Origin of the sequence: Pseudomonas sp. NPDC087346 (genome assembly GCF_044744235.1) — a bacterium.
Classification (GTDB): domain Bacteria; phylum Pseudomonadota; class Gammaproteobacteria; order Pseudomonadales; family Pseudomonadaceae; genus Aquipseudomonas.
In genome coordinates, this window is sequence record NZ_JBIUXX010000021.1 from 52,517 (window position 1) to 74,811 (window position 22,295).

General features: G+C 59.9%; 17 protein-coding genes. 3 read left to right on the forward strand and 14 right to left on the reverse strand.

Features of this window, described 5'->3' with window-relative positions:
• Window positions 1–50: 50 nt before the first annotated feature.
• Both metR and ACIOZM_RS14740 read right to left on the reverse strand, forming a co-directional pair.
• Complete coding sequence (gene metR / locus ACIOZM_RS14735) at window positions 51–968, reverse strand: transcriptional regulator MetR (RefSeq protein WP_401215001.1); 918 nt, start codon at window positions 966–968, stop codon at window positions 51–53.
• A gap of 119 nt (window positions 969–1,087) precedes the next feature.
• On the reverse strand, window positions 1,088–6,280 hold the full coding sequence (locus ACIOZM_RS14740) for a dermonecrotic toxin domain-containing protein (protein ID WP_401215003.1): 5,193 nt from the start codon (window positions 6,278–6,280) through the stop codon (window positions 1,088–1,090).
• Between the two features lie 267 nt (window positions 6,281–6,547).
• Here ACIOZM_RS14740 and ACIOZM_RS14745 point away from each other — a divergent pair, with 267 nt between their 5' ends.
• Together ACIOZM_RS14745 and ACIOZM_RS14750 are read left to right on the forward strand one after the other, a co-directional pair.
• Entirely contained in the window at window positions 6,548–7,567 is a 1,020-nt protein-coding gene (locus ACIOZM_RS14745) for an alpha/beta fold hydrolase (RefSeq protein WP_401215006.1), read from the forward strand.
• Window positions 7,568–7,725: 158 nt separating this feature from the next.
• Window positions 7,726–8,394: a DsbA family oxidoreductase gene (locus ACIOZM_RS14750; protein ID WP_401215009.1), complete on the forward strand. Its 669-nt coding sequence runs from the start codon at window positions 7,726–7,728 to the stop codon at window positions 8,392–8,394.
• A 10-nt stretch (window positions 8,395–8,404) separates the two neighbouring features.
• Here ACIOZM_RS14750 and ACIOZM_RS14755 read toward each other — a convergent pair whose 3' ends face one another.
• The 6 genes from ACIOZM_RS14755 to ACIOZM_RS14780 all read right to left on the reverse strand — a co-directional run bounded on the left by ACIOZM_RS14755 (window position 8,405) and on the right by ACIOZM_RS14780 (window position 15,721).
• Window positions 8,405–9,796, reverse strand: coding sequence for a sigma-54-dependent transcriptional regulator (locus tag ACIOZM_RS14755; RefSeq protein WP_401215012.1), 1,392 nt, complete (start codon window positions 9,794–9,796; stop codon window positions 8,405–8,407).
• Window positions 9,786–11,558 carry an ATP-binding protein gene (locus tag ACIOZM_RS14760; protein ID WP_401215015.1) on the reverse strand — a complete coding sequence of 591 codons (1,773 nt, stop codon included), beginning with the start codon at window positions 11,556–11,558 and terminating at the stop codon, window positions 9,786–9,788. The genes ACIOZM_RS14755 and ACIOZM_RS14760 overlap by 11 nt, the downstream gene beginning before the upstream one ends.
• Complete coding sequence (locus tag ACIOZM_RS14765) at window positions 11,555–12,682, reverse strand: GNAT family N-acetyltransferase (RefSeq protein ID WP_401215017.1); 1,128 nt, start codon at window positions 12,680–12,682, stop codon at window positions 11,555–11,557. The genes ACIOZM_RS14760 and ACIOZM_RS14765 overlap by 4 nt, the downstream gene beginning before the upstream one ends.
• A gap of 66 nt (window positions 12,683–12,748) precedes the next feature.
• Window positions 12,749–13,627 (reverse strand): alpha/beta hydrolase, encoded by an 879-nt coding sequence (locus ACIOZM_RS14770; protein ID WP_401215020.1) that lies wholly within the window; start codon window positions 13,625–13,627, stop codon window positions 12,749–12,751.
• On the reverse strand, window positions 13,624–15,018 hold the full coding sequence (locus ACIOZM_RS14775) for an aspartate aminotransferase family protein (RefSeq protein WP_401215023.1): 1,395 nt from the start codon (window positions 15,016–15,018) through the stop codon (window positions 13,624–13,626). Before ACIOZM_RS14775 ends, ACIOZM_RS14770 begins: the two co-directional genes overlap by 4 nt.
• On the reverse strand, window positions 15,011–15,721 hold the full coding sequence (locus ACIOZM_RS14780; RefSeq protein ID WP_401215025.1) for an HAD-IB family phosphatase: 711 nt from the start codon (window positions 15,719–15,721) through the stop codon (window positions 15,011–15,013). Before ACIOZM_RS14780 ends, ACIOZM_RS14775 begins: the two co-directional genes overlap by 8 nt.
• Before the next feature lie 230 nt (window positions 15,722–15,951).
• Between ACIOZM_RS14780 and ACIOZM_RS14785 the strand changes: the two genes are divergently transcribed.
• Window positions 15,952–16,713: a MipA/OmpV family protein gene (locus ACIOZM_RS14785; protein WP_401215026.1), complete on the forward strand. Its 762-nt coding sequence runs from the start codon at window positions 15,952–15,954 to the stop codon at window positions 16,711–16,713.
• Window positions 16,714–16,761: 48 nt separating this feature from the next.
• Here the strand turns inward: ACIOZM_RS14785 and ACIOZM_RS14790 are convergent, their stop codons facing one another.
• The 6 genes from ACIOZM_RS14790 to ACIOZM_RS14815 all read right to left on the reverse strand — a co-directional run bounded on the left by ACIOZM_RS14790 (window position 16,762) and on the right by ACIOZM_RS14815 (window position 22,268).
• Entirely contained in the window at window positions 16,762–17,145 is a 384-nt protein-coding gene (locus tag ACIOZM_RS14790) for an EamA family transporter (protein WP_401215028.1), read from the reverse strand.
• 31 nt (window positions 17,146–17,176) lie between these two features.
• Window positions 17,177–17,551: a transporter gene (locus tag ACIOZM_RS14795; RefSeq protein ID WP_401215030.1), complete on the reverse strand. Its 375-nt coding sequence runs from the start codon at window positions 17,549–17,551 to the stop codon at window positions 17,177–17,179.
• Between the two features lie 204 nt (window positions 17,552–17,755).
• Window positions 17,756–18,085, reverse strand: a complete 330-nt coding sequence (locus ACIOZM_RS14800; protein ID WP_401215081.1) for a GlpM family protein — start codon at window positions 18,083–18,085, stop codon at window positions 17,756–17,758.
• A 21-nt stretch (window positions 18,086–18,106) separates the two neighbouring features.
• Window positions 18,107–19,435 (reverse strand): sigma-54-dependent transcriptional regulator, encoded by a 1,329-nt coding sequence (locus ACIOZM_RS14805; protein ID WP_401215033.1) that lies wholly within the window; start codon window positions 19,433–19,435, stop codon window positions 18,107–18,109.
• Window positions 19,432–21,333, reverse strand: a complete 1,902-nt coding sequence (locus ACIOZM_RS14810) for an ATP-binding protein (protein WP_401215036.1) — start codon at window positions 21,331–21,333, stop codon at window positions 19,432–19,434. Before ACIOZM_RS14810 ends, ACIOZM_RS14805 begins: the two co-directional genes overlap by 4 nt.
• A gap of 200 nt (window positions 21,334–21,533) precedes the next feature.
• A complete protein-coding gene (locus ACIOZM_RS14815; protein WP_049709764.1) occupies window positions 21,534–22,268 on the reverse strand; it encodes an amino acid ABC transporter ATP-binding protein in 735 nt (244 codons plus the stop codon).
• Window positions 22,269–22,295 lie beyond the last annotated feature (27 nt).

The following is a 22,295-nucleotide window of genomic DNA, read 5'->3' on the forward strand; positions in this document are numbered from 1 at the left end:
GGATTCAAGACAAGCGGTCACTCAGCGCGTCAAACTGAGGGCATGTTGGATCAACGAACCGCGCTAACCCCATCCAGCGTCGAGAACGAAGTGTCCTTGGCCGTCAGCAAGAAATCACGCATGTACGGCGCATCGAGCATGTCGGCGCGGATAGCCGCGTACAGCGTCGCAAACAAGCCTTTTTCGCCCAGACGCTTGGCCTTCACGTAACCCCGCGAGCTGTACTCATGCAGTGCCCAGTGCGGCATGCCGCACACACCACGGCCGCTGGCGACCAGTTGCATCATCATCACCGTCAGTTCCGAGGTACGTACCTGCGCCGGTTCAATGTCGGCCGGTTCAAGGAAGCGGGTGAAGATGTCCAGACGATCACGTTCCACCGGGTAGGTGATCAGGGTTTCAGTCAGCAGGTCTTCAGGCACGATGTACGGTTTGCTCGCCAGCGCGTGCTGATTGGCCACCGCGAGCATCGCTTCGTAGGTAAACAGCGGCACGTAGGTGATGCCGGCGATTTCCAGCGGATCGGACGTCACCACCAGATCCAGATCACCACGGGCCAGCGCCGGTAGCGGGGCGAAGGAGAATCCCGAGGCCAGATCGAGTTCAACTTCCGGCCACGCGTCACGGAACTGGTCGATGGTCGGCATCAGCCATTGAAAGCAACTATGGCATTCGATGGCCATGTGCAGGCGCCCGGCAGTACCGCCCGCCAGTCGGCTGATATCACGTTCGGCAGCGCGCAGCAGCGGCAGGGTCGCATCAGCCAGTTGCAGCAAACGCAGGCCGGCGCTGGTGAAGCGCACCGGTTTGGTCTTGCGCACGAATAACTGCATGCCCAGACGTTCCTCCAGTTCCTTGAACTGGTGGGACAACGCCGATTGGGTCAGATGCAGACGGTCGGCGGCATCGACCAGACTGTCGGCCTCGCGCAGCGCGTGCAGGGTTTTCAGGTGACGGATTTCAAGCACCGCTGGCTCCATGAATAAAATTTGTGATCAAGGCGAAGGCGGTGAGTTTGTCTCATGTTGGCCATGCTGTCGACATGCATGAAGGGAGCGGAGCACTTTGCGTGCTCCGCTGCATTTGGCTACAGCGCCGAAAAGAGCTTATTGGCGAACGGCTTGCCGATATCGCCTCGCCAGATCGCTTCCACCTGCGCTCCGCTAGCCGCCTGGGCCTGTTGCCATTGCAGGCCGAGATTGCGTTGCTCGGGCAACTTCAAGTGGGCTTTGACGAAGTCCTGAAACGCTGCTTTGTCCGAGGTGTAGTGAAAGTGCGCATACCAAAGCGTACGCGGCGGATTTGAACTCAGGTCGCGCACTTCATATTCCTGAAGGAAATCCTTGCGTCCGTCGGCACGCTTGCCGAGAGCCCGAACCGGCCCTTCCTTGCGGATATCCACTACTTGCTGTTGTAGCAGATAGTCCAGATATCCTTCGGTGGGGGTATTGCTGCGTATGGATTGATCGATGCGCAGCGTACGCCCGGTCCATCGCAACTCTCGCGCCTTGTCCTGTAATTGCGCAACGATCGGGTCAGTCGGCTTTAACCGTTCAATGGCTTGCGCGCGGGTGTTCAACTCTGTCGCTTCACTGCTGAACATATGTTCCAGATCCACGGGCAGCATGTTCTGCCGGGCATAGCCATTGACCTTGGCGCTGTACGCCGGCACTGCCGCGAGACGCGTGCGGGCTTCGCTCAGCAAGGGTTGCACATCGGTCGGCAATGGCGGGCCGGAAGCTGCGGGTTGAACTTGCAGATGGTATTTGCCACTGGAACGCGGCAGCCAGGTTTCCCGAAAACCATCGATGCCCTCGATGGTGAAGCGCTTTTGTTGGGTGCCGACATCAATGATTTCGGTACCGATGAGCAATTGGTTGTCTTCGGTTTCGAACAGTTTTTTGCTGCCGGTTTCTTTGGGTTTGAGAGTGGGGCGATGTTTGAGTGCCTGGCGGGCATGATCTTCGACCCTGCTCAGCCCCTCGAGAAACGGCGCGATCTGCTCCAGATCCAGATGCTGTGGATAGCCGAGCGTCCAGGCATTCAACTGGCGACGAAACCCGGCGTAGATCTCCAGGCAGTCTTCAAGCACCCGATTGCGTTGTGCCAGGCTGGACTGAACTTCGGGCAGATGATGTTGGGTCAGCAGGGCGCGTCCGACCTTGATCCGGGTTTCTTTCATTTGCACATGGAAGTAGAGCCAGGATAAATCCTCAACGGCGTCGTAGCGGGTAATGATTTCCAGGGTGTGCGCGGTTTTCAGATAGTAGTGAGTGGTTTCGCCGAGCTTCTGATTGAGTGCCGTCATGTCTGGCGCCATTTTGGCTTTTTGGCCCCGGTTGGTAATGCGGCCGTTCCAGAGATTGGCTTGTTCGGCGGTCGCATGCAGGTGGTCGAACTCCTTGAGGAATTTCTTGCGCACAGCCTTGCGCTGGGCCACCAGTGCCAGATGGGCGGGCGTGTCTGTCAGGGCTGTGGCATCGGACTGTGCGACAAGCGCGTCGATCTGGTTCAGGTATTCGAGCAGTCTGTCGCGGGCTACGGTGACTCGCTGTATCGAGCGGTCAACCACGATCCAGGCGCAACGGCTCTGGATATCTTCGACCTGAAGGCGTTTTCTGCCGTGGCTCAACGGCAACAGTTCGGCAAGGTTCTGGTACTGGGCCGTGGCGGTGTCGATGTCATTGATGCAGGCGTTATCAACCTCGGTGCGCAGCGGCCTGCGCTGCTCAATGGCTTGGCCATGGTAGCGTTCCAGTAACTGGTTGGAGCTGCGGGTCTGGGTTTCGAGACGTCGCGTGTAGGCATCGGCGGTGTTGGTCAGGGTCAGTTGCCGGCGCAACTGACGGTCGGTCCACCAGCGTGGCAACCATTGCCTGACTGGCTCGGGCCACAACGGGTCGAGGCCGTCTGCCAGATGCCCGAGCACCGCGCCGCCGCCGATCCCGCCGCCATCCATCAGGGTACCGTGCACGGCGTAGTGGGTGTTCCAGTTGCCGGTGTCGTCGAGGGCAATCGGCATTTTATAACCGCGCGACCATGTGCCATAAAGCCTCCAGCCTCGTGGGGAGTCGCTCAACTGGATACGGTAGATGCGTCCCTGACGGATGATGAAATCGCCTTCGGCATGCCGATAAACGTTGCGATAGATGCCGTGGGTGTCCGGTCGCAAATCGCTCAGAGAAATCTCGTGTTCGTATTCGTAACCCTTGAAGCGGTCGAGTGACTGGCGGGTTCGCTGGCGCGAGGTTTTCTGCAGTGTGGTCGCCGCTTTTCCGGGTACCGAGCGCTGGCGTTGTCGGGTCGCCAGTCGAGCGGCAGCAGGCAGGCTGACAGTTCCCGGAAGCACGTCCATTGCTGCGTCGATAAGGCACAGCAGCACCGATTCCACCTCCGCCAGTCCATGGCCGATATCACCCCGCAGGAACGCCGCGACGGCGAGGTTGGCGCTGTTCCAGGCGTCATACAGCGCGACGGCCGAACCGATGAAAGGCAGCATGCCCACGGCCATTTTCAGGTAATTGAACAACGCGCCTGATTTCAGCGCACAGGCTTCCAGGTACAGTGCATCGTTGGAGCGCGAGCTGTTGCGATGAGCTTCCAGCAAACGGCCCATGTGCACGTCGAGCAAGTGCGTGGACAGGGATGTGCTGGAAGGCCAGGCGAAGCCAACGCCAATCAGCGCATTGAAGTTGCGCAATTGCGCCTGATTGATACGGCTGACATGGCTGGCAAAATCGCCACTCAAGGCGCGTCCGGCAAGGTAGTCGACCATGCTCCTGTATACGCAGCGTTTGAACAGATCCACGCGCGCCTCTTCCAGCGTGGTGTATTGGCGCAGGAAGACGCCATCGGTGCTGTCCGGCAGATACAACAGGGTCAGGCCGCTGACCTGTTCGACGATGAAGGTCACTCCGGCGAGTGTGCTTGCGGTCTGATGTGCGGTGTCCGTGCCGCCGACCGTCAGGTGTGCCGGCAGCAGCACGATGCGCTTGCCCTCGACGGCATATGCCTGTGGCGTCGATGCATCGATGGCGATGTCGAGCACCGTGTGACCTGCGTGATCGATCTGCCCTTGCAATGCGGCGAATTCACCTTGCAACTTGAGCATCAGCCGCCAGGGTTCATTCAGGCATTCGCGGCGATACGCCTTGTCGAATGCGGAGTCGGACGTCGCGCCGAAAAAGGCCTGAAGAATCTGCGTTTCGTAGTGCCCGGCCAGATCCAGCTCCGTCACCAGTGTGCGCAAGTACGTCGCGTTGATACCGGCCAGCACGGCTTGGCGCTCCTGCTCGTCGTCCGTGGCGACCTTCACCCGCAGGAAAGACAGGCGCCACCACATCTCTTGATCGATGTTGTCTTGCGCCAGCTCTTCCAGGGCAATATCGCTGCGCCCCGGGCTGGCGATCAAAGTGTTTTTCTGCGGCGTGCCGGGTGCGGGGCCCGCCATTACGGTTTTTCGCCAGAAGGTCGAGTCGGGCAGATCAAGCGTCACCACCGCGTTGCGCTTGAGCGAGAAGTCCTGACGCAGGCGGGCATCGAGGCGTTTCTTGCTGAAGGCTGGTCGTGGCGGCAGGTCTCGTTCGAGCAGGGCATGGGCGGCCTGCATGGCAATCAGATAGCGATGGATCAATGCTTTGATTCGAGTCCGTTGCGTGTCATCCAGTCTGTTGAACCACTGCGGCAGACCGCCGGCCAGCGTAACGCTGCGGTCTTGGTCCAGTTGTTGTGCATAAGCCAGTTCGCGCGCCTGCGGCAAGGGCACGGTCAATCGCGGGAGATATTGCTCGCGCAGTTTTTCCATGGCGCTTGCGCGCTCCCCGGCATGACCGGGCAGCGGGTTGTCCTTGATGATCGTCACTGCCAGTTGTTCGCATTGGTAGAGTTGTTCCTCAAGCGACCAGACGAGCGGATCACCATTGAGCGGCGTCAAATGCATGGCCAGATTCTGCTCATCGGGGGTGCGTCGGAACACGCTCTGCTCCAATGCCTGGCGTGAATCGAAACGTTGTAATCCTCCGAAGAGACCGGGCCAGAAGAGCAACAGGCTGTCTGTCGAACCCGGCTCAAAAGCTGCCGCCGCGGCGATGATCAATACTCCCTCAAGATCCTCGTTTCGGCTGAGATTCGGTTGCGTCGCCGACAAACTGATGCGAGCGACCACGCCATCCGCAGGGCGCAGTTTGTGGTCGGGGGCGTCGAGCAAGGCAATGATTCGCTGGTGTTCCTCGGCTGTTAGTTGATCGAGCGTGAGTTGCAGTTCTGCCTCGGCACGTAAACCCGCGATGCGGGCCTGATGCAAAGCGTGATAGTGGGAATTTTCGGTGTGGCGCAGCTCAAGCATTTTTTGTGCATCGCGACTGTCGAGCAGTGCCGATGCGGCGGTGTGGCTGGCCTGTTCTGCCTGGGACAAGGCATCAAACTGTTGCGCCAGTTTCAGTCGTAATGCGCTACCCGGGTCGGCGACAAGTGTCTCACCCAGCAAGCGGTCGAGCGCGTTCTGTTCAAGGCTCAGTGCCAGACTGCGCTGGCTGAAAGGAGTACCGGGGCTCAAGCTCCCGAACAGAGCCGCATCGGTGCTGTCCGTGACTTCAGCTGGCAGAGGCGATGGTTCGGCGATCATGTTCTGAATGTCGGCCCACGCTGGCGCCGGTGACTTGAACAACAACTCCAGGCCACGCTTGAGCGGGTCCTGGTCGAGCGTGTCATCCACCAGCGTGAGGTTGTCCAGGGGTGGCTGCCGATTTTGCTGACGACAATGCCCGATCAGCCATTGCTCCAGATCGGCGCGTTCCCTGAACGCGGTCAATCCTTGGGCATGACAAGGCAGATACAGCAGATGAATAGCCGGCAGCTCATTATCGAGACGCAGGATCAAAGCTCCCGGCAATGCAACACGGCTCCTGTCGGCACGTTCGAGCGCGGGCTGTGTGACGTGAACGCCGTTCGCCGTCGCGGAGGGTTTGACCCGCTCCAGTAGCCCCTGCCATTGCTTGTTGCTGATGGTCCCCTCGGCACAAGCGAGCTGACTGGCGGCTTCGAAATGCTGGCGATACAGGCTCAAGGCGTGGTCCCTGCGTGACAGCGGAGTACCGGTCGCGCGGGCGCTCCAACCATCATGCGTACTGCCTGAAGGTATTTGTGCGGTCAGCTCAAGCCACTGCTGGCGGCAATCACGCAAGCGCACTGCGGCTAGCAGGTAGAGGTTTTGATTGAGGTCCAGCGGCAGCGGATGGACCAGGCCGAAATCGACCGTGGCAGGTGTGGCAATGTCGAACATGACGACAAGACTCCAAAAGGCTTGAAAGGCCGGCCTGAGCCGGTAATCGAGCCATTAGAGACCTGCCGCCAGAGTCGCGTGCGGTACTGGGTTATCGCAAAACGGCGCTTTGTTTGCAGACTGTTGCGGTTGATCTGCCGTGCTTCGACTGTGCAACAGATGACCACTCGGCAAACTTCATCAAACTGTCACGTAACTGTGGCAGCGCGCTTGAACAAACTTCATCAGACTCGCGCTCTACTGGGGTTCTGCGTTTCGGTGTTTTTCATGCGTTTATTTTTGCTGTTGGCCGCACTGTTGTTCGGCCTGCCGTCGCTGGCGGCTTCGCGTTGTGATGTCAATGTACCGACCGAACGGGTCGATCTGGCACAGGTGAGCCTCGCGTACCAGAGCATTGGCCGTGCCTCGGACCCGGCGCTGTTGCTGGTGATGGGACTGGGCGGGCAGTTGATCCACTGGCCGGACGAAGTGGTGGTTGCCCTCTGTCAGCAAGGGTTCCGGGTGATTCGTTATGACAACCGCGATGTCGGTCTGTCGACCTGGCGACAAGCGCCGGCCAGCGCCAATCTGACCTTCGAAGTGCTGCGTTACAAGCTGGGTTTGCCGGTCGCGGCGCCTTACAGCCTGACCGACATGGCCGACGATGCGCTGGGTTTGATGGACGCGCTGCACATCGAACAATTCCATGTGTTGGGTGCGAGCATGGGCGGCATGATCGCCCAGCATCTGGCGGCGATGGCGCCGCAACGGGTCGAGAGCCTGACCCTGATCATGACCAGTTCCGGCGCCGAAGGCCTGCCGGCACCGAGCGCGGCGCTGGTGCAGTTGCTGGCGCGTCGCGGTGCGCCGAATCGCGAGGTGGCGCTGGAGCAACAGGCTGACCTGCTGGCGGCGCTGGGCAGTCCGTCGGTTACCGATGATCGTCAGGTGTTGTTGCAGCAGGCAGCGGTTGCGTATGACCGGGCGTTCAATCCCGAAGGCGTGAAACGCCAGATCATGGCGATCCTCGCCGAACCAAGCCGGGTGGCGCTGCTCAATCAATTGCGCGTGCCGACGCTGGTGGTACACGGCACGGCTGATCCGTTGTTGCCGGTGATGCATGGCGTGCATCTGGCGGCGCATATTCGTGGCAGTCAGTTGAAGCTGATCCCGGGGCTGGCGCATCGTTTTCAGGAAGCATTCAAGGCGCCGTTGCTGGCGGCGGTGTTGCCGTACTTGCAGGAGCATCGCGAAGACACTTCGCACTGGGCGCAGATCGAGCCGGTGGCGGCGGGGAATCTGCTCTGATCCAAAGGCCCTCATCGCGGGCAAGCCCGCTCCCACAAGGATTGCATTGAACCTGTGGGAGCGTGGCTTGCCCGCGATGAGGCCATCACTGTCACCGCAGGGCTGGCCGGGTGTATCGTGCAAACTTTCCCGCACGATTTCCGCCCACGAGGTGTGTGATGAGTTCCGCTTTGAAAATCGATTTTGTCAGCGACGTTTCCTGCCCGTGGTGCGTCGTCGGTCTGTATGGCTTGCTGCAGGCGCTGGAAATTCTGCGCAACGAAGTGCAGGCCGAGATTCATTTCCAGCCATTCGAGCTGAATCCGAAAATGGGCCCGGAAGGGCAAAACATCACCGAGCACATCGGTGAGAAATACGGCTCGACCCCGGAGCAGTCGCAGAAGAACCGCGAAGCGATTCGCGCCCGTGGCGCCGATGTCGGTTTTGCCTTTCGCACCGATGGCAACAGCCGCATCTACAACACCTTCGATGCGCACCGTCTGTTGTACTGGGCCGGGCTGGAAGGCCGGCAGTTGCCGCTGAAAGAGGCGCTGTTCAAGGCGTACTTCACCGATGGCGGCAATCCTTCGGATCACACGCAACTGGCGCAGATTGCCGCAAGTGTCGGCCTGGATCGCCAACGAGCCGAGACCCTTCTGGCCTCCGACGAGTTTGCCGATAAAGTGCGCGAAGAAGAGCAGCTCTGGCTGCAACGCGGCGTGAGTTCGGTGCCGACCGTGGTGTTCAACGGTCAGTACGCGGTGACGGGCGGACAACCGGTGGAAACGTTTGTCGGGGCGATCCGGCAGATCATCAGTGAAGCCAAGGGCGGTACGGTGACTGAATAGCCGCCCAGACTCAACGCACGATCTTGTCGACGTGAATGCCGAGCTTCTTCAGGCGATACCAGAAGCTGCGCTCGGAGATCCCGAGTTGCAGCGCGGCGGCGGCCTGCACACCGTTGCTTTGTTGCAGGGCGGCGAGCATGTAGGCCTTTTCGGTTTCTGCCAGCGCCGCGTCGAGATCCGCCGGTACGCCGTTGATTTCGGTCACCGGACCACCGTTGTTCGAGGCTTGCGCAGCGAACAGGTACGCCGGTAAATCCTGCTCTTCGATGACATTTGCCGAGGCGACGATGGTCGCTCGCTCGACACAGTTTTGCAGCTCGCGAATGTTGCCCGGCCATGAGTAGAGCGTCATGGCCTGCAACGCCTGCGGGCTGAAACCGCTGATGCGTTTGCCGGCGTCGGCGCCCAGCGTGTGGGCGAAATGCCGGGCGAGCGGGGCGATGTCTTCGACCCGTTCACGCAACGCCGGCAGCGGAATGGGAAACACGTTGAGGCGGTAGTAGAGATCCTCGCGAAACTCCTTGTTGGCCACCGCTTCCAACAGATTCTTGTTGGTGGCAGCGATCACTCGTACATCGACTTTGCGCTCCTTGGTCTCACCCACGGGCTCAATCACCCGCTCTTGCAGGGCGCGGAGGATTTTCGCCTGCAAGGCCAACGGCATTTCACCAATCTCGTCGAGAAACAGCGTGCCTTTGTCGGCCTGTTGAAAGCGCCCGATCCGATCTGCCACGGCGCCGGTGAACGCACCTTTGCGGTGGCCGAACATTTCACTTTCCAGCAGTCCTTCGGGGATCGCTGCGCAGTTGACCGCGACAAAAGGTTTATCGGCGCGATTGCCATGTTTGTGGATGGCGCGGGCGACCATTTCCTTGCCGGTGCCGCTTTCGCCACTGAGCAAAACGGTCGCGGCGCTTTCGCGTAATGAATCGACGGCTTGCAGTACGCGGCGAAAACTCGGGCTATCGCCGATCAGGCTGTCGATCTGCTGATGTTCGTCGAGTTCGGCGCGCAGGCGCTGGTTGTCTTTGAGAATGTCGCGAAACTGCAGGGCCTTGCTGACGGTGATATCCAGCTCATCGATATCGAACGGTTTGGCGATGTAATCGAACGCGCCGTTACGCATCGATTGCACTGCATTTTTCACCGTGCTGTAGGCGGTCATGACAATCACCGGTAACTGCGGGTAGCGGTTTTTGACCTCTGCCAACAGCTGCGGGCCGTCCATGCCGGGCATGCGCCAGTCGCTGATGAGCAGGTCGATGTCTTCACTCTCCAGCACTTTGAGCGCGTGCAAACCGTTGCCGGCAGTGAACACGGTGATGCCGTTCTGGCCCAGAGCCGAAGCCAGCAGGTCACAGAGTTTGGGTTCGTCGTCCACCACCAGAATGTTATGCGTCATCGTCATTCTCGTCGAAGTCCTCGCCATCCGCCGGAATGTACAGGCTGAACGTGGCACCAGCACCTTTTTCGCTGACACACTCTACGCGCCCGTTATGGCTTTCCATCACCGAAAACACCTTGGCCAGACCCAGGCCAGTGCCTGACGCCTTGGTGGTGACGAACGGTGTGAAGATCCGTTCGAGCATGTCGGCTTCAATGCCCTGGCCGGTGTCCGCCACACTGATAATAGTGTGGCTGGCGTCGCTGGCGATGGTCAGGGTCAGCCGGCCGCCGTCAGGCATCGCATCGATGGCGTTGACGATCAGGTTCAGTCCGGCCTGTTTCAGTTGCTTGGTATCGGCGTACAGCGTCGCGCCGGGCGCCTGATCGTCGATGCGCACATCGATGTTGTGGCTGGTCAATTCCGGTTCGCAGAAGCCTGCCAGTTCATCGACCAGCGCCCGCGCCGAGTGCGAGGCGCGGATCGGCGCACTGGGTTTGGCGAAATCGAGGAATTCGGTGATCAGGTCATTGATCCGGCTGACTTCCCTGACCACATATTCCAGATGACGCTTGTCGGTTTCCGGCAGATCGGCGCGCCGATGCAGCAGTTGCGTGGCGGTTTTGATGATGCCCAGCGGATTACGGATTTCATGGGCCAGGCCCATGGCGACTTCACCCAGTGCATGCAAACGGTCGCGGCGACGCAGCTGGAATTCCAGATGCTGCAATTCCGCGAGCCGCTCGCTCATGTGGTTGAAGGTGCTGCTCAGCTCGGCCAGTTCATCGCCTCCGGTCACGCTCAGACGCTGACGATAATCGCCGGCGATCACCGCTTGCACGCCTTTGGCCAGCCCGCGCAGGGGTTTGGTCAGACGCTCCGAGACCAGCCAGCCGACCGCCAGTGACGCTGCCGAGCTGAGCAGGAAAATCAGAATGAACAGGTTGCTCTGATTGACCAGCCCCACCAGGCTGGTATGGCGCAACAGACCGGTGAAGATCACACCTTGCAACTCACCATTTTCATTGAGCACCGGCCGGTAGATGCCGCTGTAGCGATTGGTGAATTGTTCGAAAGGCTCTTTGGTTTCACGCAGGGTCTGTTCGATGCCTTTTGGCACCTGCAACGGATGATCTTCGAAGCGTTGGGTGGCGAAGATCTCTGAAAAATTGTCACCCTTGGCCAGATAAAGTCGCAGGTCCAGTGAGTGCACATCGGCGACGCTGGTGAGGAAGCTGTCGTCGAGATAAGTGCCGATGATCAACTTGTAATCAACGCCGTCCTGCTCGGTTTCAAAGCTGGAAACCACCGTGCCGGTGGCCACGCCGCCGACCTGCAAGGTTTGCAGCACTGCTTTCGGCGCGGTGCTGATCTGGCTGACGATGTTGTCGGCGGCGGTGCTGTACACCACTTTGTTATCGCTGTTGCGTACCAGCGCCACGACATCGATGCCCATGGAATCGGCGACGTCGGCGGTCAGTTTGTTGTGTCGGGCGGACTGGCGATCAGTCGGCGGTCGCGTGTAGCGCAAGAACAGCTGCGCGGCCCGGGCGTTGTCACGCAGGATCTCACTGATTTCGTCCTCGACGATCTTCGACGATTCCTGCAGCCAGATGCGCACGTTGCTGTCGAAGATCTGCGACAGCGTGGTGGCTGCCAGCTCGGCGGCGATCATGGTCGGGATCACGCTCACCAGCCAGAACGCCAGCACCAGTTTGCGTTGCAGGCTCCAGCCGGAAAGAGCGAAAGGTCGGGTCGCGGCGCGTCGGTCGTTGGTCATTGGATTTCGCTTATTGCAGCAGCCATGGCCGGATCGGATCGATCCGGCCGAACGAATTTTTTCACCAGTCGCAGCAGTTGGTCGAACAGTGGATTGCGATGACGGAAGAACACCGTATTACCGACAAACGTGCAACCCAGGCGTAGCTTACTGGCATGGCCGGCTTGCCCGCAGGTGTAGATCGCCAGCTTGTGTTCAATACAGTAGCCGACATTTTCCAGCCAGCTACGAGCGTAAAGATTGTATTCGCGGGTGTAGGCCTGATCGTGGGCGAATAATTTGTCGATCATCTGTTGGCCGTCGAGCAATACCAGATTGAATGCCACCAACTCTTCGCCAACCCAATAGAGCACGTAGGCTACACGTTCATCAAAATGATTGAGTACCTCGCGAAAGTACGCCGCCGGCAGGCAATCAAAAGCCAGATCGCTGCGCGCCAAAGTGGCGTCGTACAGCGCCATCATGCGCGGCAACAAATCGTGCACCGAGCGCCGCCATTCGATACGCGGGCCCTGTCTGCGCAAGGTTCGACGCAAATCCTTGCGGGTGGATTTGCCGAGGCCGCCCAGGTACGCGTCCACCGAAGCGAAGTTGATCGACAACTCGGCACCGGGCACGCCGGGCATGCTTTGCAAATCCGCCTGACGGCAGGCGTCCAGCCACTGTGGATCGCGGTGGCTGGCATCTTTGACGGCAAACAGGCCGATCCCGAGTTGTACGGCATCCTCTCTCGCCAGTTTCAACAACTGCGTCAGCAATGCGGGACGTTGCGCAGCGACGATGTGGGAAGCCGTGCCGACATGGCACTGTTCGGCCACCGGCGATCCGAGCGCGTACAGACGAATATCGAACAACCCGGGCAGACGTCGGCTCAGCCATCGGCTGACCCGTTTGCCCGGTCCCTGAAGTGTCGTGTCCAGCGAGTAGTTGGTGGTGAACGCCACCGCTGCGGCGATCAATTGGCCGTCATCGTGCAACGTCAGGTAGCGCCAGTGAAAACCGTCGATACCGGCCCGTTCAACGGCACGGTAGTAATCCCAGTCCTCCAGTTCATCGGCAAAGCAGTTGTTCCACGCGCCGCGATCAATCGCTTCGATGGTTGAAAAGGCTTGGGCGGTGATCACGTCGGTTCCTTATGTCGGCGAGTCGCGTATTTCAGTCCGTGCCGCAGAGTTGCTCGCGGTGACCACTCAAGCCAGTTGGTGATGTTCCTCGTGCAGCGCACTGGAACCCGGTTGCTGTTGCACGATGCCTCGCTGGATGAAATCCACGCTCAGCTCTACGACCCGGCGGTACTGCAAGTCGACGGTGATCATGTGATAGCAGTCGTCGAGCAACACCTTGACCACCGGCCCACCGAGTTTGCGTTCGACATAATCGGCATTCCAGCGACTGGTGATGTCGTCTTCGATGGAGTGCAGCACCAGCGCAGGCGTGGTGATCGACGGCATGCGTTTTTTCACCACGGCGTTGAGCCGGTGCAGTTCGCGCACGGTGACGCCTTCCATCGTCAGCAAACCGGCCTGACTGCTTTGGCCTTCTTTCATCTGACGTTCGACGATGGCGCGCAGACGCTCATTCTTGATGCCGTAAGGCGGTTTCTCTTCGAAACTGCACAGGTGCACGCCGAACGGAATCTTCATCAGCAACGGTGTGAGAAACGCCAGTTTGTTGATGCTCCAGCCGTCATAGCGCAGGGTGGTCGAATACAGCAGCAAGCCTTCGATCTGTCCCGGATGTTCGGCAGCCATATACATCGACAGCACCGCGCCCATCGACAAACCACCGACGTAGACTTTCTGGTGCTTGCGGCGCACACCGACGAAGGTGTTGCGCGCGCTTTCGTACCAGTCACGCCAGCCAGTCGCCTGCAAATCGGCATTGCCGCCGCAGTGTCCCGCCAGAGTCGGCACGTAGACCGTGTGCCCGGCTTTCGCCAGGCCCACGGCCACCCGACGCAGTTCCGTCGGGGTGCCGGTGAGGCCGTGGATCAACAACACCGCGACCTCGCCACTGCCGAGAACGAAACCGGCGTTGCCTTCGCCCATATCGATCTCAGAGTCGATCATCTTTTCATCGCCCGATGCAGCAGACGATCAAGCAGGGCCAGGCCCAGATCGATTTCCGGATAGCTGATTTCCAGCGACGGTGCCAGGGTGATGACGTTCTTGTAGTAACCGCCCACATCGAGGATCAGACCCAAACGTTTGCCGTCGATTTCGATGTCGCCCTTCATGCCTTCTTCGACCATGAAGTCGAGGGTGGCCTTGTCCGGGGTGAAACCGTCGTCGGTGCAGATCTCGCAGCGCAGCGCCAGGCCCAGACCGTCGACATCGCCAATGATCGGGTAACGCTTCTTCAGGTCCTGCAGACCGTCGAGGAAGTATTTGCCCTTGGCCATGACCATCGCGCCGTAGTCGACTTCACTGGTCATCTTGAACATTTCCAGGCCCACGGCGGTGCCCAACGGGTTGGAGGCGAAAGTGGAGTGGGTCGAACCTGGCGGGAAGATTTTCGGGTTGATCAACTCTTCGCGGGCCCAGATGCCGCCCAGTGGGTTGAGGCCGTTGGTCAGCGCCTTGCCGAAGACGATCACGTCGGGTTTGACGTCGAAGTGCTCGATCGACCACAGCTTGCCGGTGCGGTAGAAGCCCATCTGGATTTCATCGACGACCATCAGAATGCCGTGCTGATCCAGCACATGCTTGAGTTCGCTGTAGAAGTTCATCGGTGGAATCACGTAACCGCCGGTGCCCTGGATCGGCTCGACGTAGAACGCTGCGTATTCGCTCTGGCCGACTTTCGGGTCCCAGACGCCGTTGTATTCAGTCTCGAACAACCGCGCGAATTGCTGCACGCAATGGCTGCCGTATTCTTCCTTGGTCATGCCTTTAGGGCCACGGAAGTGATACGGGAACGGGATGAATTGCGCACGCTCACCGAAGTGACCGTAGCGGCGGCGATAGCGGTAGCTGGAGGTGATCGACGAGGCGCCGAGGGTACGACCGTGGTAACCGCCCTCGAAGGCGAACATCAGGCTCTTGCCGTTGGTGGCGTTACGCACGACTTTCAGCGAGTCCTCGATGGACTGCGAACCGCCGACGTTGAAATGCACCCGACCGTCGAGGCCGAACTTGTTCTTGGCATCGACCGCGATCATTTCCGACAACTCGATCTTGCCCTTGTGCAGGTACTGGCTGGCAATCTGCGGCAGGGTGTCGATCTGTTGTTTCAGGGCGTTGTTCAGACGCGGGTTGGCGTAACCGAAGTTGACCGCCGAGTACCACATTTGCAGGTCGAGGTAGGCCTGATCTTCTGTGTCCCAGACGTACGAGCCTTCGCAGCGACTGAAGATGCGAGGCGGTTCGATGTAGTGAACGGTGTCGCCGTAGGAGCAATATTTGGCTTCTTTTTCCAGAAGAACCTGGTCTTCGGCTGTCGCAATTCGGATATCAGACATGGTGCAGGGTTTCCTGTGCTTCAGAAGTGGATTCGGTACTGAAAGTGATCGCGTTGGCTGCCGGTGCCAGAGGCAGTCGGGCCAGCAGTTGCGGTAATTCGGCGAAGCTGTCGAAACGCGCGTAGGGAATGCCGTTGCGTTCGCAATGTTCGGCAAGGCGATCCTTGGCGAAGACGAAGTCGGCGGTGCCGGCCACGCACATGTCGGACTGGCCGTCACCGATCACCAGCACGCGTTTGCTGTTGGGCGTGGACTTGCATTTGCAGTTGCCGGAAGCGGCGCGGCAGGCGTCGCTGGCGTAAGGGAAATCGATCCGCCACTTGTCGTGGTCGATCTGGCGCAGGCGGTTGGCGAGGATCGGCAGGAGCGTGACGTAGTTGCGCGCCAGTATCCTTGCGATGCCTTGCTCGATGCCGTCGCTGACCACCTCCAGCGAGGCGCCGAGGCCGATCACGTGGTCGACGAAATCCGGAAAGTCCGGGTCAATGTCGACGCTGTCGAAGAATTCGAGCAATTGCGACGGCGTAGCCTTGATCAGCGAAAGCTGACGGCTGAGGCATTCACGCGAACCGATCTTGCCCTCTAGCCATTCATTTTCGATCACTTCCCAACTGGGGTCGGCAAAGCGTTCAAGGATGCTGTCGATCACGTCGGTGCGGGTGATGGTGCCGTCGAAATCACACACGATATGCCAGTCAATCATCTGCGGTACCTGCTGGGTCTGTGCAGTTGTCAGGACGCGCTGTTTGCGCTTGGCAAGGGGTAGAGCAGGGACTGTGCCAAATGCCCAAGGCCCGGTAATGGCGGGGGCGAGGCAGTTTTTTCGCGAATGGAAGCTACAATTTTTGTAGCTTGCTACAAACAACATGAGTGCTTGCGCCAAGGGTTGTATCCGGGGATTGATGCGCGCAAGTTCAGAAAAGGAATGACCTCATGCAGAGGAAGACACTGGCGTTGTTTGGCGTACTGGCCTGCTTTTCAGGGGCAGTGATGGCGGATGGCATTACTGGCGAAGCGGGCCTCGGGCTGAGTTATCAGCCCCACGATCCCACCGGCAGCCGCTACGAAACGCGGCCAATACCGTACCTCGATCTGGACTGGGGCGATGTCAGCCTCAGCACCGACGACGGCTTGACCTGGAGCGTGCTGAAAACCAACGGTTTCAGCGCCGGGCCGTACATCAATTACCTGCCCGGGCGTACCGCAAACGGTGAGTTGCGCGGGTTGCGCGATGTACCGGACATGGCCGATGTCGGCGGATTCGTGCAGTACGCCCCGGCCGATTTCTGGCGGGTGTTCGCTTCGGTCGGTCAGGCCGTCGGCGGTGGCAGCGGGCAGGGCGGCGTGCTCGGGCGAGTCGGCGGCGAGATCGGTTATCCACTGGGTGGCGGGGTCATCGGCAGCAGCAACCTGACCGCACATTTCGCCGATGCGCAGGCGACGCAGACGTTCTTCGGCGTCAGCGACAGCGAATCCCGGGCTTCCGGAATCCGCGCGTACAACGCTGGCGGCGGTTTGCAGAACATGACCCTGACCCAGAGCTTCGAGTTTCCCCTCGCCAGGCACTGGTCGCTGGTCACCAGTGCGAGCTGGATTCACCTGACCCGCTCGGCGGCGGACAGCTCCATTGTCAAAGCGGTGGGGGATAGTAATCAGGGCGAAGTGCAGGCCGCCATTGCCTACAAGTTTGACTGATCCATGCAGGGGCTGGCGCAGGCTGCGCCAGTTCCTGCACGAATAGCTTCAGTTCTTTTCACCCTCGGCGAGCAAGGCAACACCGCCCATGATCACGGCCACGCCAACCCAGTGCAGCAGACTGATCTGCTCACCCAGCCCCAGCCACGACCCTAGCAGTACGCCGACGAACACCAATGAACTCAGGGGAAACGCCAGCGACAGACTGCTGCGCCTCAGGATCAGCATCCAGACAAAAAACGCGCCGATGTAGCAGGCAATCGCGAACCACACGCCGGGTGTCACCACGATGTCTTGCAGCCATTTAAGAGTGAAGTCCATATTCCCCAACTGATCACCACCGACCTTGGTCGCGATCTGCCCGGCACTTTCCAGAACAATCAGTAATGCCCACAGCACCACCGTGCCCACGCGTCCGTGTAACCAATGCATGGATTGATTCCCGTCGAGAAGCAGTTCTGTGTCATGCATGGCCGACACACACGAGCATGACGCCCGCCGTTATCACCAGCGTTCCCAGCCAGCGTCGCCGGCTGACGGTTTCGCCGAGGACCAGTTTGCCCGCAAGCACCACACCGCAATAGGCCAGCGCCGCCGCCGGGAACAACAGGCTCAATGGCGCGCGCGACAGTGCATCGATCCAGACGAAAAACTCGATCGCATAGGCGCCGATTCCGCCCCACAACAGAGGCGCATTGAACACCTGGCCCCAGAACGCTTGCAGGCGAAAGTCGCCCTCAAGTTGCGGCAGTCGATCCAGACCGAGTTTGAAACAGAGTTGGCCGATCACATCCAGAACTATGGACAGGGCCACCAGCACAATCACCGTGAAGGTCATTGAAACAGCCCTCGCCGGAGTTTCGGGCCGTTATCGAGCAGCCGTGCAATCGGCTTTTGAGCGGTCAGACTGTGATTGAAATTTAAGATGTTCAAGGTCGCTATTCACCCTTGGCAGCCCTTGCCAGACACCGGCCTCATCGATCATGAGGGCCGGCCGGGCAGGGTTTTCAGGGCAAATGCAAGGGACGGGCCAGCGCTGGAGTCAGGCGTGAATCCGCACCCAGACGCTGACCAGCACGGTCGCGGCAATCAACCACGCGACTGTCGCCACCGCCAGTGAAGCCTCGAGTCGCATGCGGTCGACCATTACGTACAAGGTCGCCAGATAAATGAAATACGGAATGATCGACCACATGCCAAACACGATGGTGGTCTTCAGATCATCCACCGAGCGGGTCTTGCCGACGATGAAGTGGGCAATCAGGGCGAAGGTCGGAAACAGCGGCACCAGCCCGGCGATGTAATAGTTTCTGGTTTTCGACAGTGCGGCGAGGATCACCACCACCGCTGCGCCGAGTGCGGCTTTCAGAATCAGGTCCACAGGGTTCTCGCTTTAATGGCTCAAGCCGTACTTTTTCACTTTGTCGAACAGCGTGGTCTTGGCCATACCCAGTTCCAGGCTGGCCTGGGTCAGGTTGCCGCCGCTGCGTTGCAAGGCGTCGACGAGCAGGTTGCGCTCGAAGGCTTCCACCGCTTCGGCAAAGGCCAGGCCCTGGCCGCCACTGCTGGCGCCAGACTTCTTGAACGCCGGCAAGCCGAGGGCGAAGCGTTCGGCGACGTTGCGCAGTTCGCGCACGTTACCCGGCCAGTCGTGGCTCATCAGGCTCGACACGGTCTGGTTGTCCAGCTCCGGCAACGAGCGGTCAAAGCGCAGGGCCGATTGCTGGGTGAAGTGCTCGAACAGTTGCAGGATGTCTTCGCGACGTTCGCGCAGCGGCGGCAGTTCCAGAGTCACCACGTTGAGGCGGTAGTACAAATCGCTGCGGAATGCGCCCGCCTTGCTCGACTCGTCGAGGTCGGATTTGGTCGCGGCAATCACCCGGCAATCCACCGCCACGCTCTGGTTTGAACCGAGGCGTTCAAGGGTGCGTTCCTGCAATACTCGTAGCAGTTTGATCTGCAACGGCAGCGGCATGCTTTCCACTTCGTCGAGGAACAGCGTGCCATTGTCGGCGTGTTCGATCTTGCCGATGCGGCGTTTGCCGGCGCCGGTGAAGGCGTTGGCCTCGTGACCGAAGATTTCACTTTCGAAGAGGTTTTCCGGCAGACCGCCGCAGTTCAGCGCGACGAACTGTTTGCTGTGGCGGCGGCTGAAGTCATGCAGGCAGCGGGCGACCAGTTCCTTGCCGGTACCGGTTTCGCCTTCGATCAACACGTTGGCCGAAGTGTCGGCGACGTTGGCGATCAGTTCGCGCAGGTTCTGCATCGCCGGTGAGCGGCCAATGATTCGCCCTTCAAGGGAATCGCGTTCGGCCAGTTGCCGGCGCAGGGATGAGACTTCCCGGGCCAGACTGCGTTGCTCCAGTGCGCGGCGCGCAACATCGACCAGACGCTCCGGCGAGAACGGTTTTTCCATGAAGTCGTAGGCGCCTTTCTGCATCGCGCCGACGGCCATGGTGATGTCGCCGTGACCGGTGATCAGCACCACCGGCAGGCTGCGATCACGATCTTTCAGCCGAGTCAGCAGCTCCAGGCCATCGATGCCCGGCAGGCGAATATCGCTGATGACGATCCCGGCAAAGTTGTCGCCGACCCTTTCCAGCGCTTCTTCGGCACTGCCGACGCCGATGCAGGGAATGTCTTCGAGGGTCAGCGCCTGTTGGCAGCCGAGCAGCACATGGGGATCGTCTTCGACGATCAGCACACTAAGGTCGTGGTTCATATTGGCTCGGCAGGTGTAGGGCTTACCAACGGTAAACTGAGGACGAAGGTGGTGCCACCGCTGGCCGGGTGTTCAACACCCAGATGCCCGCCGGTGGCTGCCGCCAGACTGGCGGACAGAGTCAGGCCGAGGCCCAGGCCCTGATCGCCGGGTTTGGTAGTGAAGAACGGCTCGAACAGATGCTTGCGCGCCTCGGCGTCGATACCGTGGCCGTTGTCGCGCACTCGCAGGCGATATTTGCCGTTGAACTCTTCACCTTCCAGCCAGATTTCTGGCAGCGGTTGCGCCTGCATGGCATCGAGTGCGTTGCCGATCAGGTTGAGCAGAATCTGTTCGAGGCGGGTCTGGTCGATCTGCACTTGCACATCGATGAACTGGCGGTGCAGTTGCAGCGGAGTGTTTTCCACGCGAGCACCAAGCACTTGCAGTGCGGCATCCACGGCTTTGCCGAGGCTGGCCTGACCTTTGTTGTCACCACGACGGGCGAACGAGCGCAGGCTGGCGGTGATCCGGCCCATGCGGTCGATCAGGTCGTTGATGGTCTTGAGGTTGGTGCTGGCGATGTCGAGCTGACCACGTTCAAGGAAGCGCACAGTGTTGCCGGACAAGGTGCGCATCGCCGCCAGTGGCTGATTCAGTTCATGGGCGATGCTGGTCGACATCTGGCCGATGGCCGCGAGTTTGCCGGCCTGCACCAGTTCATCCTGGGCGCGGCGCAGGGTTTCCTCGGCCTGTCGGCGTTCGCGGATCTGACTCTTGAGTCGTTCGTTGCTGGCGCGCAGATCGGTGGTGCGTTCGGTAATCCGACGCTCCAGTTGATTGTTGGCTTCCTGCAAGGCTTCGCGGGCGGCGAGGCGGGTGGCGATGACTTTGCGCCGCTCGTTCCAGGCGATCAGCAGGAAGGCCACAAAGGCAAACGCGACGGCCACCAGAATCCCCTGATTGATCGCTTCGCGGCGCAGGTCCTGCAAGGGCGTGAGCAGGGTGAAATTCCACGGCGTATCACTCAAGGGACGGGTCTGCGCCAGATAGCTGATGCTCTCGTCGTCGGAGGCCAGTTCACTGTTGGCCGGGAAGGTGAGTTTCTCCACGCCTTCGGACAGGGTTTCCCGGGCCAGCGGTTGCAGCTCGTTGAGCGGGAACCAGTAGTACTGGAGGCTGCGGGCGAGTTTCTCTTTGGTGTCTTCGCTCAGCGGGACCACGGATTTGAGGCGTCGGGCCGGATCGCTGGAGAGGATGATGATGCCGTTTTCGTCGCTGACGAAGGCTTCCAGGCGTGCCCGTTGCCAGCGTTCTTCCATGGCTTCGAGGCGGACTTTGACCACTGCAACGCCGATGATCTTGCCATGCTCTTCGAGGCCGTGGGCCAGGTAGTAACCGGGTTCGCCGTTGGTGCTGCCGATGCCGTAGAAACGCCCGGGCTCGCCGCGCACGGCTTTCTGAAAGTAGGCACGGAAGGACAGGTCTTCACCCAGATAACTGTCGACATCGCGCCAGTTGCTGGTGGCCATTACGCGGCCGGTGGTGTCCATCACGTAGATGGCCCGACTGCGGCTACGGCGGTTCAGGCCTTCAAGATAAGCATTGACCGTTTGCCGGTGTTCCGGGCTCGGGTCGGCGAGCAACTGCGGCACACTGGTTTCGAGTTCGAGCAGGCTGGGCAGGTAGGTGTATTTGCTGATTTCGCTTTCGACAGCGCGGGCGTTCAGCTCAAGTTGACGCTGGCCGTTTTCGCCGAGGCTGCGGATACCGAAGTGTTCACTGGTCCAGAAACCGGCGTAACCCAAGCCGATCATCAGAACGATGATCAGGGGCGGCAGGAACAAATGACGGATCAGACGGGGCTTCACGGCAAGTGATGGCGGCGCGGCGCGATAGAGATTGGGGTCGCATTTCATCACAGATGCCTTGGGTCAACCACAACACTTGTTTGTGAATCACCGTGTGGAGGTGGACTTTGTGGCGAGGGGATTTATCCCCGTCCGGCTGCGAAGCAGTCGTCAAACCGCCAGACGCGGTTCGACGTTGAAATGCTCGGGGCTGCTTCGCAACCCAACGGGGATAAATCCCCTCGCCACAGAGTTCAGTGTGTTGCTTTTTAGTGCTGCAGGATTTTCTCGAGGAAGTGCTGCGCACGTTCGGAGCGGGCGCTGATATCGCCGAAGAACTCTTCTTTCGGGCAGTCTTCGATGATCTTGCCGGCGTCCATGAAGATCACGCGGTCAGCCACTTTACGGGCGAAGCCCATTTCGTGGGTCACGCACATCATGGTCATGCCTTCGTGGGCCAGTTGCACCATCACGTCGAGCACTTCGTTGACCATTTCCGGGTCGAGCGCCGAAGTCGGTTCGTCGAACAGCATGACGATCGGGTCCATCGCCAGCGCACGGGCAATTGCCACACGCTGTTGCTGACCACCGGACAGTTGCCCCGGATGCTTGTGGGCGTGGGCCGACAGACCGACGCGCTCCAGCAGTTGCAGACCTTTTTTGGTCGCCTCTTCCTTGCTGCGACCCAACACCTTGATCTGCGCGATGGTCAGGTTTTCGGTGATGGTCAGGTGCGGGAACAGTTCGAAATGCTGGAACACCATGCCGACGCGCGAACGCAGTTTCGGCAGGTTGGTCTTCGGGTCGGCAATCGAGGTACCGTCGACAACGATGTCACCTTTCTGGAACGGCTCCAGCGCGTTAACGCACTTGATCAGCGTCGATTTGCCCGAGCCCGACGGGCCGCAGACCACGATCACTTCGCCTTTTTTGACGTCGGTGCTGCAATCAGTCAGCACCTGGAAGTCGCCATACCACTTGTTGATGTTCTTGATAGAGATCATACGGCAAACCTTTTTTGCAGACGCTTG

What these genes read in the sequence shown, in the direction of transcription:
- ACIOZM_RS14740 (WP_401215003.1), bottom strand. Translation starts at nt 6,280, where the DNA reads ATGTTCGACATTGCCACACCTGCCACGGTCGATTTCGGCCTGGTCCAT.
- ACIOZM_RS14745 (WP_401215006.1), top strand. Translation starts at nt 6,548, where the DNA reads ATGCGTTTATTTTTGCTGTTGGCCGCACTGTTGTTCGGCCTGCCGTCG.
- ACIOZM_RS14750 (WP_401215009.1), top strand. Translation starts at nt 7,726, where the DNA reads ATGAGTTCCGCTTTGAAAATCGATTTTGTCAGCGACGTTTCCTGCCCG.
- ACIOZM_RS14755 (WP_401215012.1), bottom strand. Translation starts at nt 9,796, where the DNA reads ATGACGCATAACATTCTGGTGGTGGACGACGAACCCAAACTCTGTGAC.
- ACIOZM_RS14760 (WP_401215015.1), bottom strand. Translation starts at nt 11,558, where the DNA reads ATGACCAACGACCGACGCGCCGCGACCCGACCTTTCGCTCTTTCCGGC.
- ACIOZM_RS14770 (WP_401215020.1), bottom strand. Translation starts at nt 13,627, where the DNA reads ATGATCGACTCTGAGATCGATATGGGCGAAGGCAACGCCGGTTTCGTT.
- ACIOZM_RS14775 (WP_401215023.1), bottom strand. Translation starts at nt 15,018, where the DNA reads ATGTCTGATATCCGAATTGCGACAGCCGAAGACCAGGTTCTTCTGGAA.
- ACIOZM_RS14780 (WP_401215025.1), bottom strand. Translation starts at nt 15,721, where the DNA reads ATGATTGACTGGCATATCGTGTGTGATTTCGACGGCACCATCACCCGC.
- ACIOZM_RS14785 (WP_401215026.1), top strand. Translation starts at nt 15,952, where the DNA reads ATGCAGAGGAAGACACTGGCGTTGTTTGGCGTACTGGCCTGCTTTTCA.
- ACIOZM_RS14790 (WP_401215028.1), bottom strand. Translation starts at nt 17,145, where the DNA reads ATGCATTGGTTACACGGACGCGTGGGCACGGTGGTGCTGTGGGCATTA.
- ACIOZM_RS14795 (WP_401215030.1), bottom strand. Translation starts at nt 17,551, where the DNA reads ATGACCTTCACGGTGATTGTGCTGGTGGCCCTGTCCATAGTTCTGGAT.
- ACIOZM_RS14805 (WP_401215033.1), bottom strand. Translation starts at nt 19,435, where the DNA reads ATGAACCACGACCTTAGTGTGCTGATCGTCGAAGACGATCCCCATGTG.
- ACIOZM_RS14810 (WP_401215036.1), bottom strand. Translation starts at nt 21,333, where the DNA reads ATGAAATGCGACCCCAATCTCTATCGCGCCGCGCCGCCATCACTTGCC.
- ACIOZM_RS14815 (WP_049709764.1), bottom strand. Translation starts at nt 22,268, where the DNA reads ATGATCTCTATCAAGAACATCAACAAGTGGTATGGCGACTTCCAGGTG.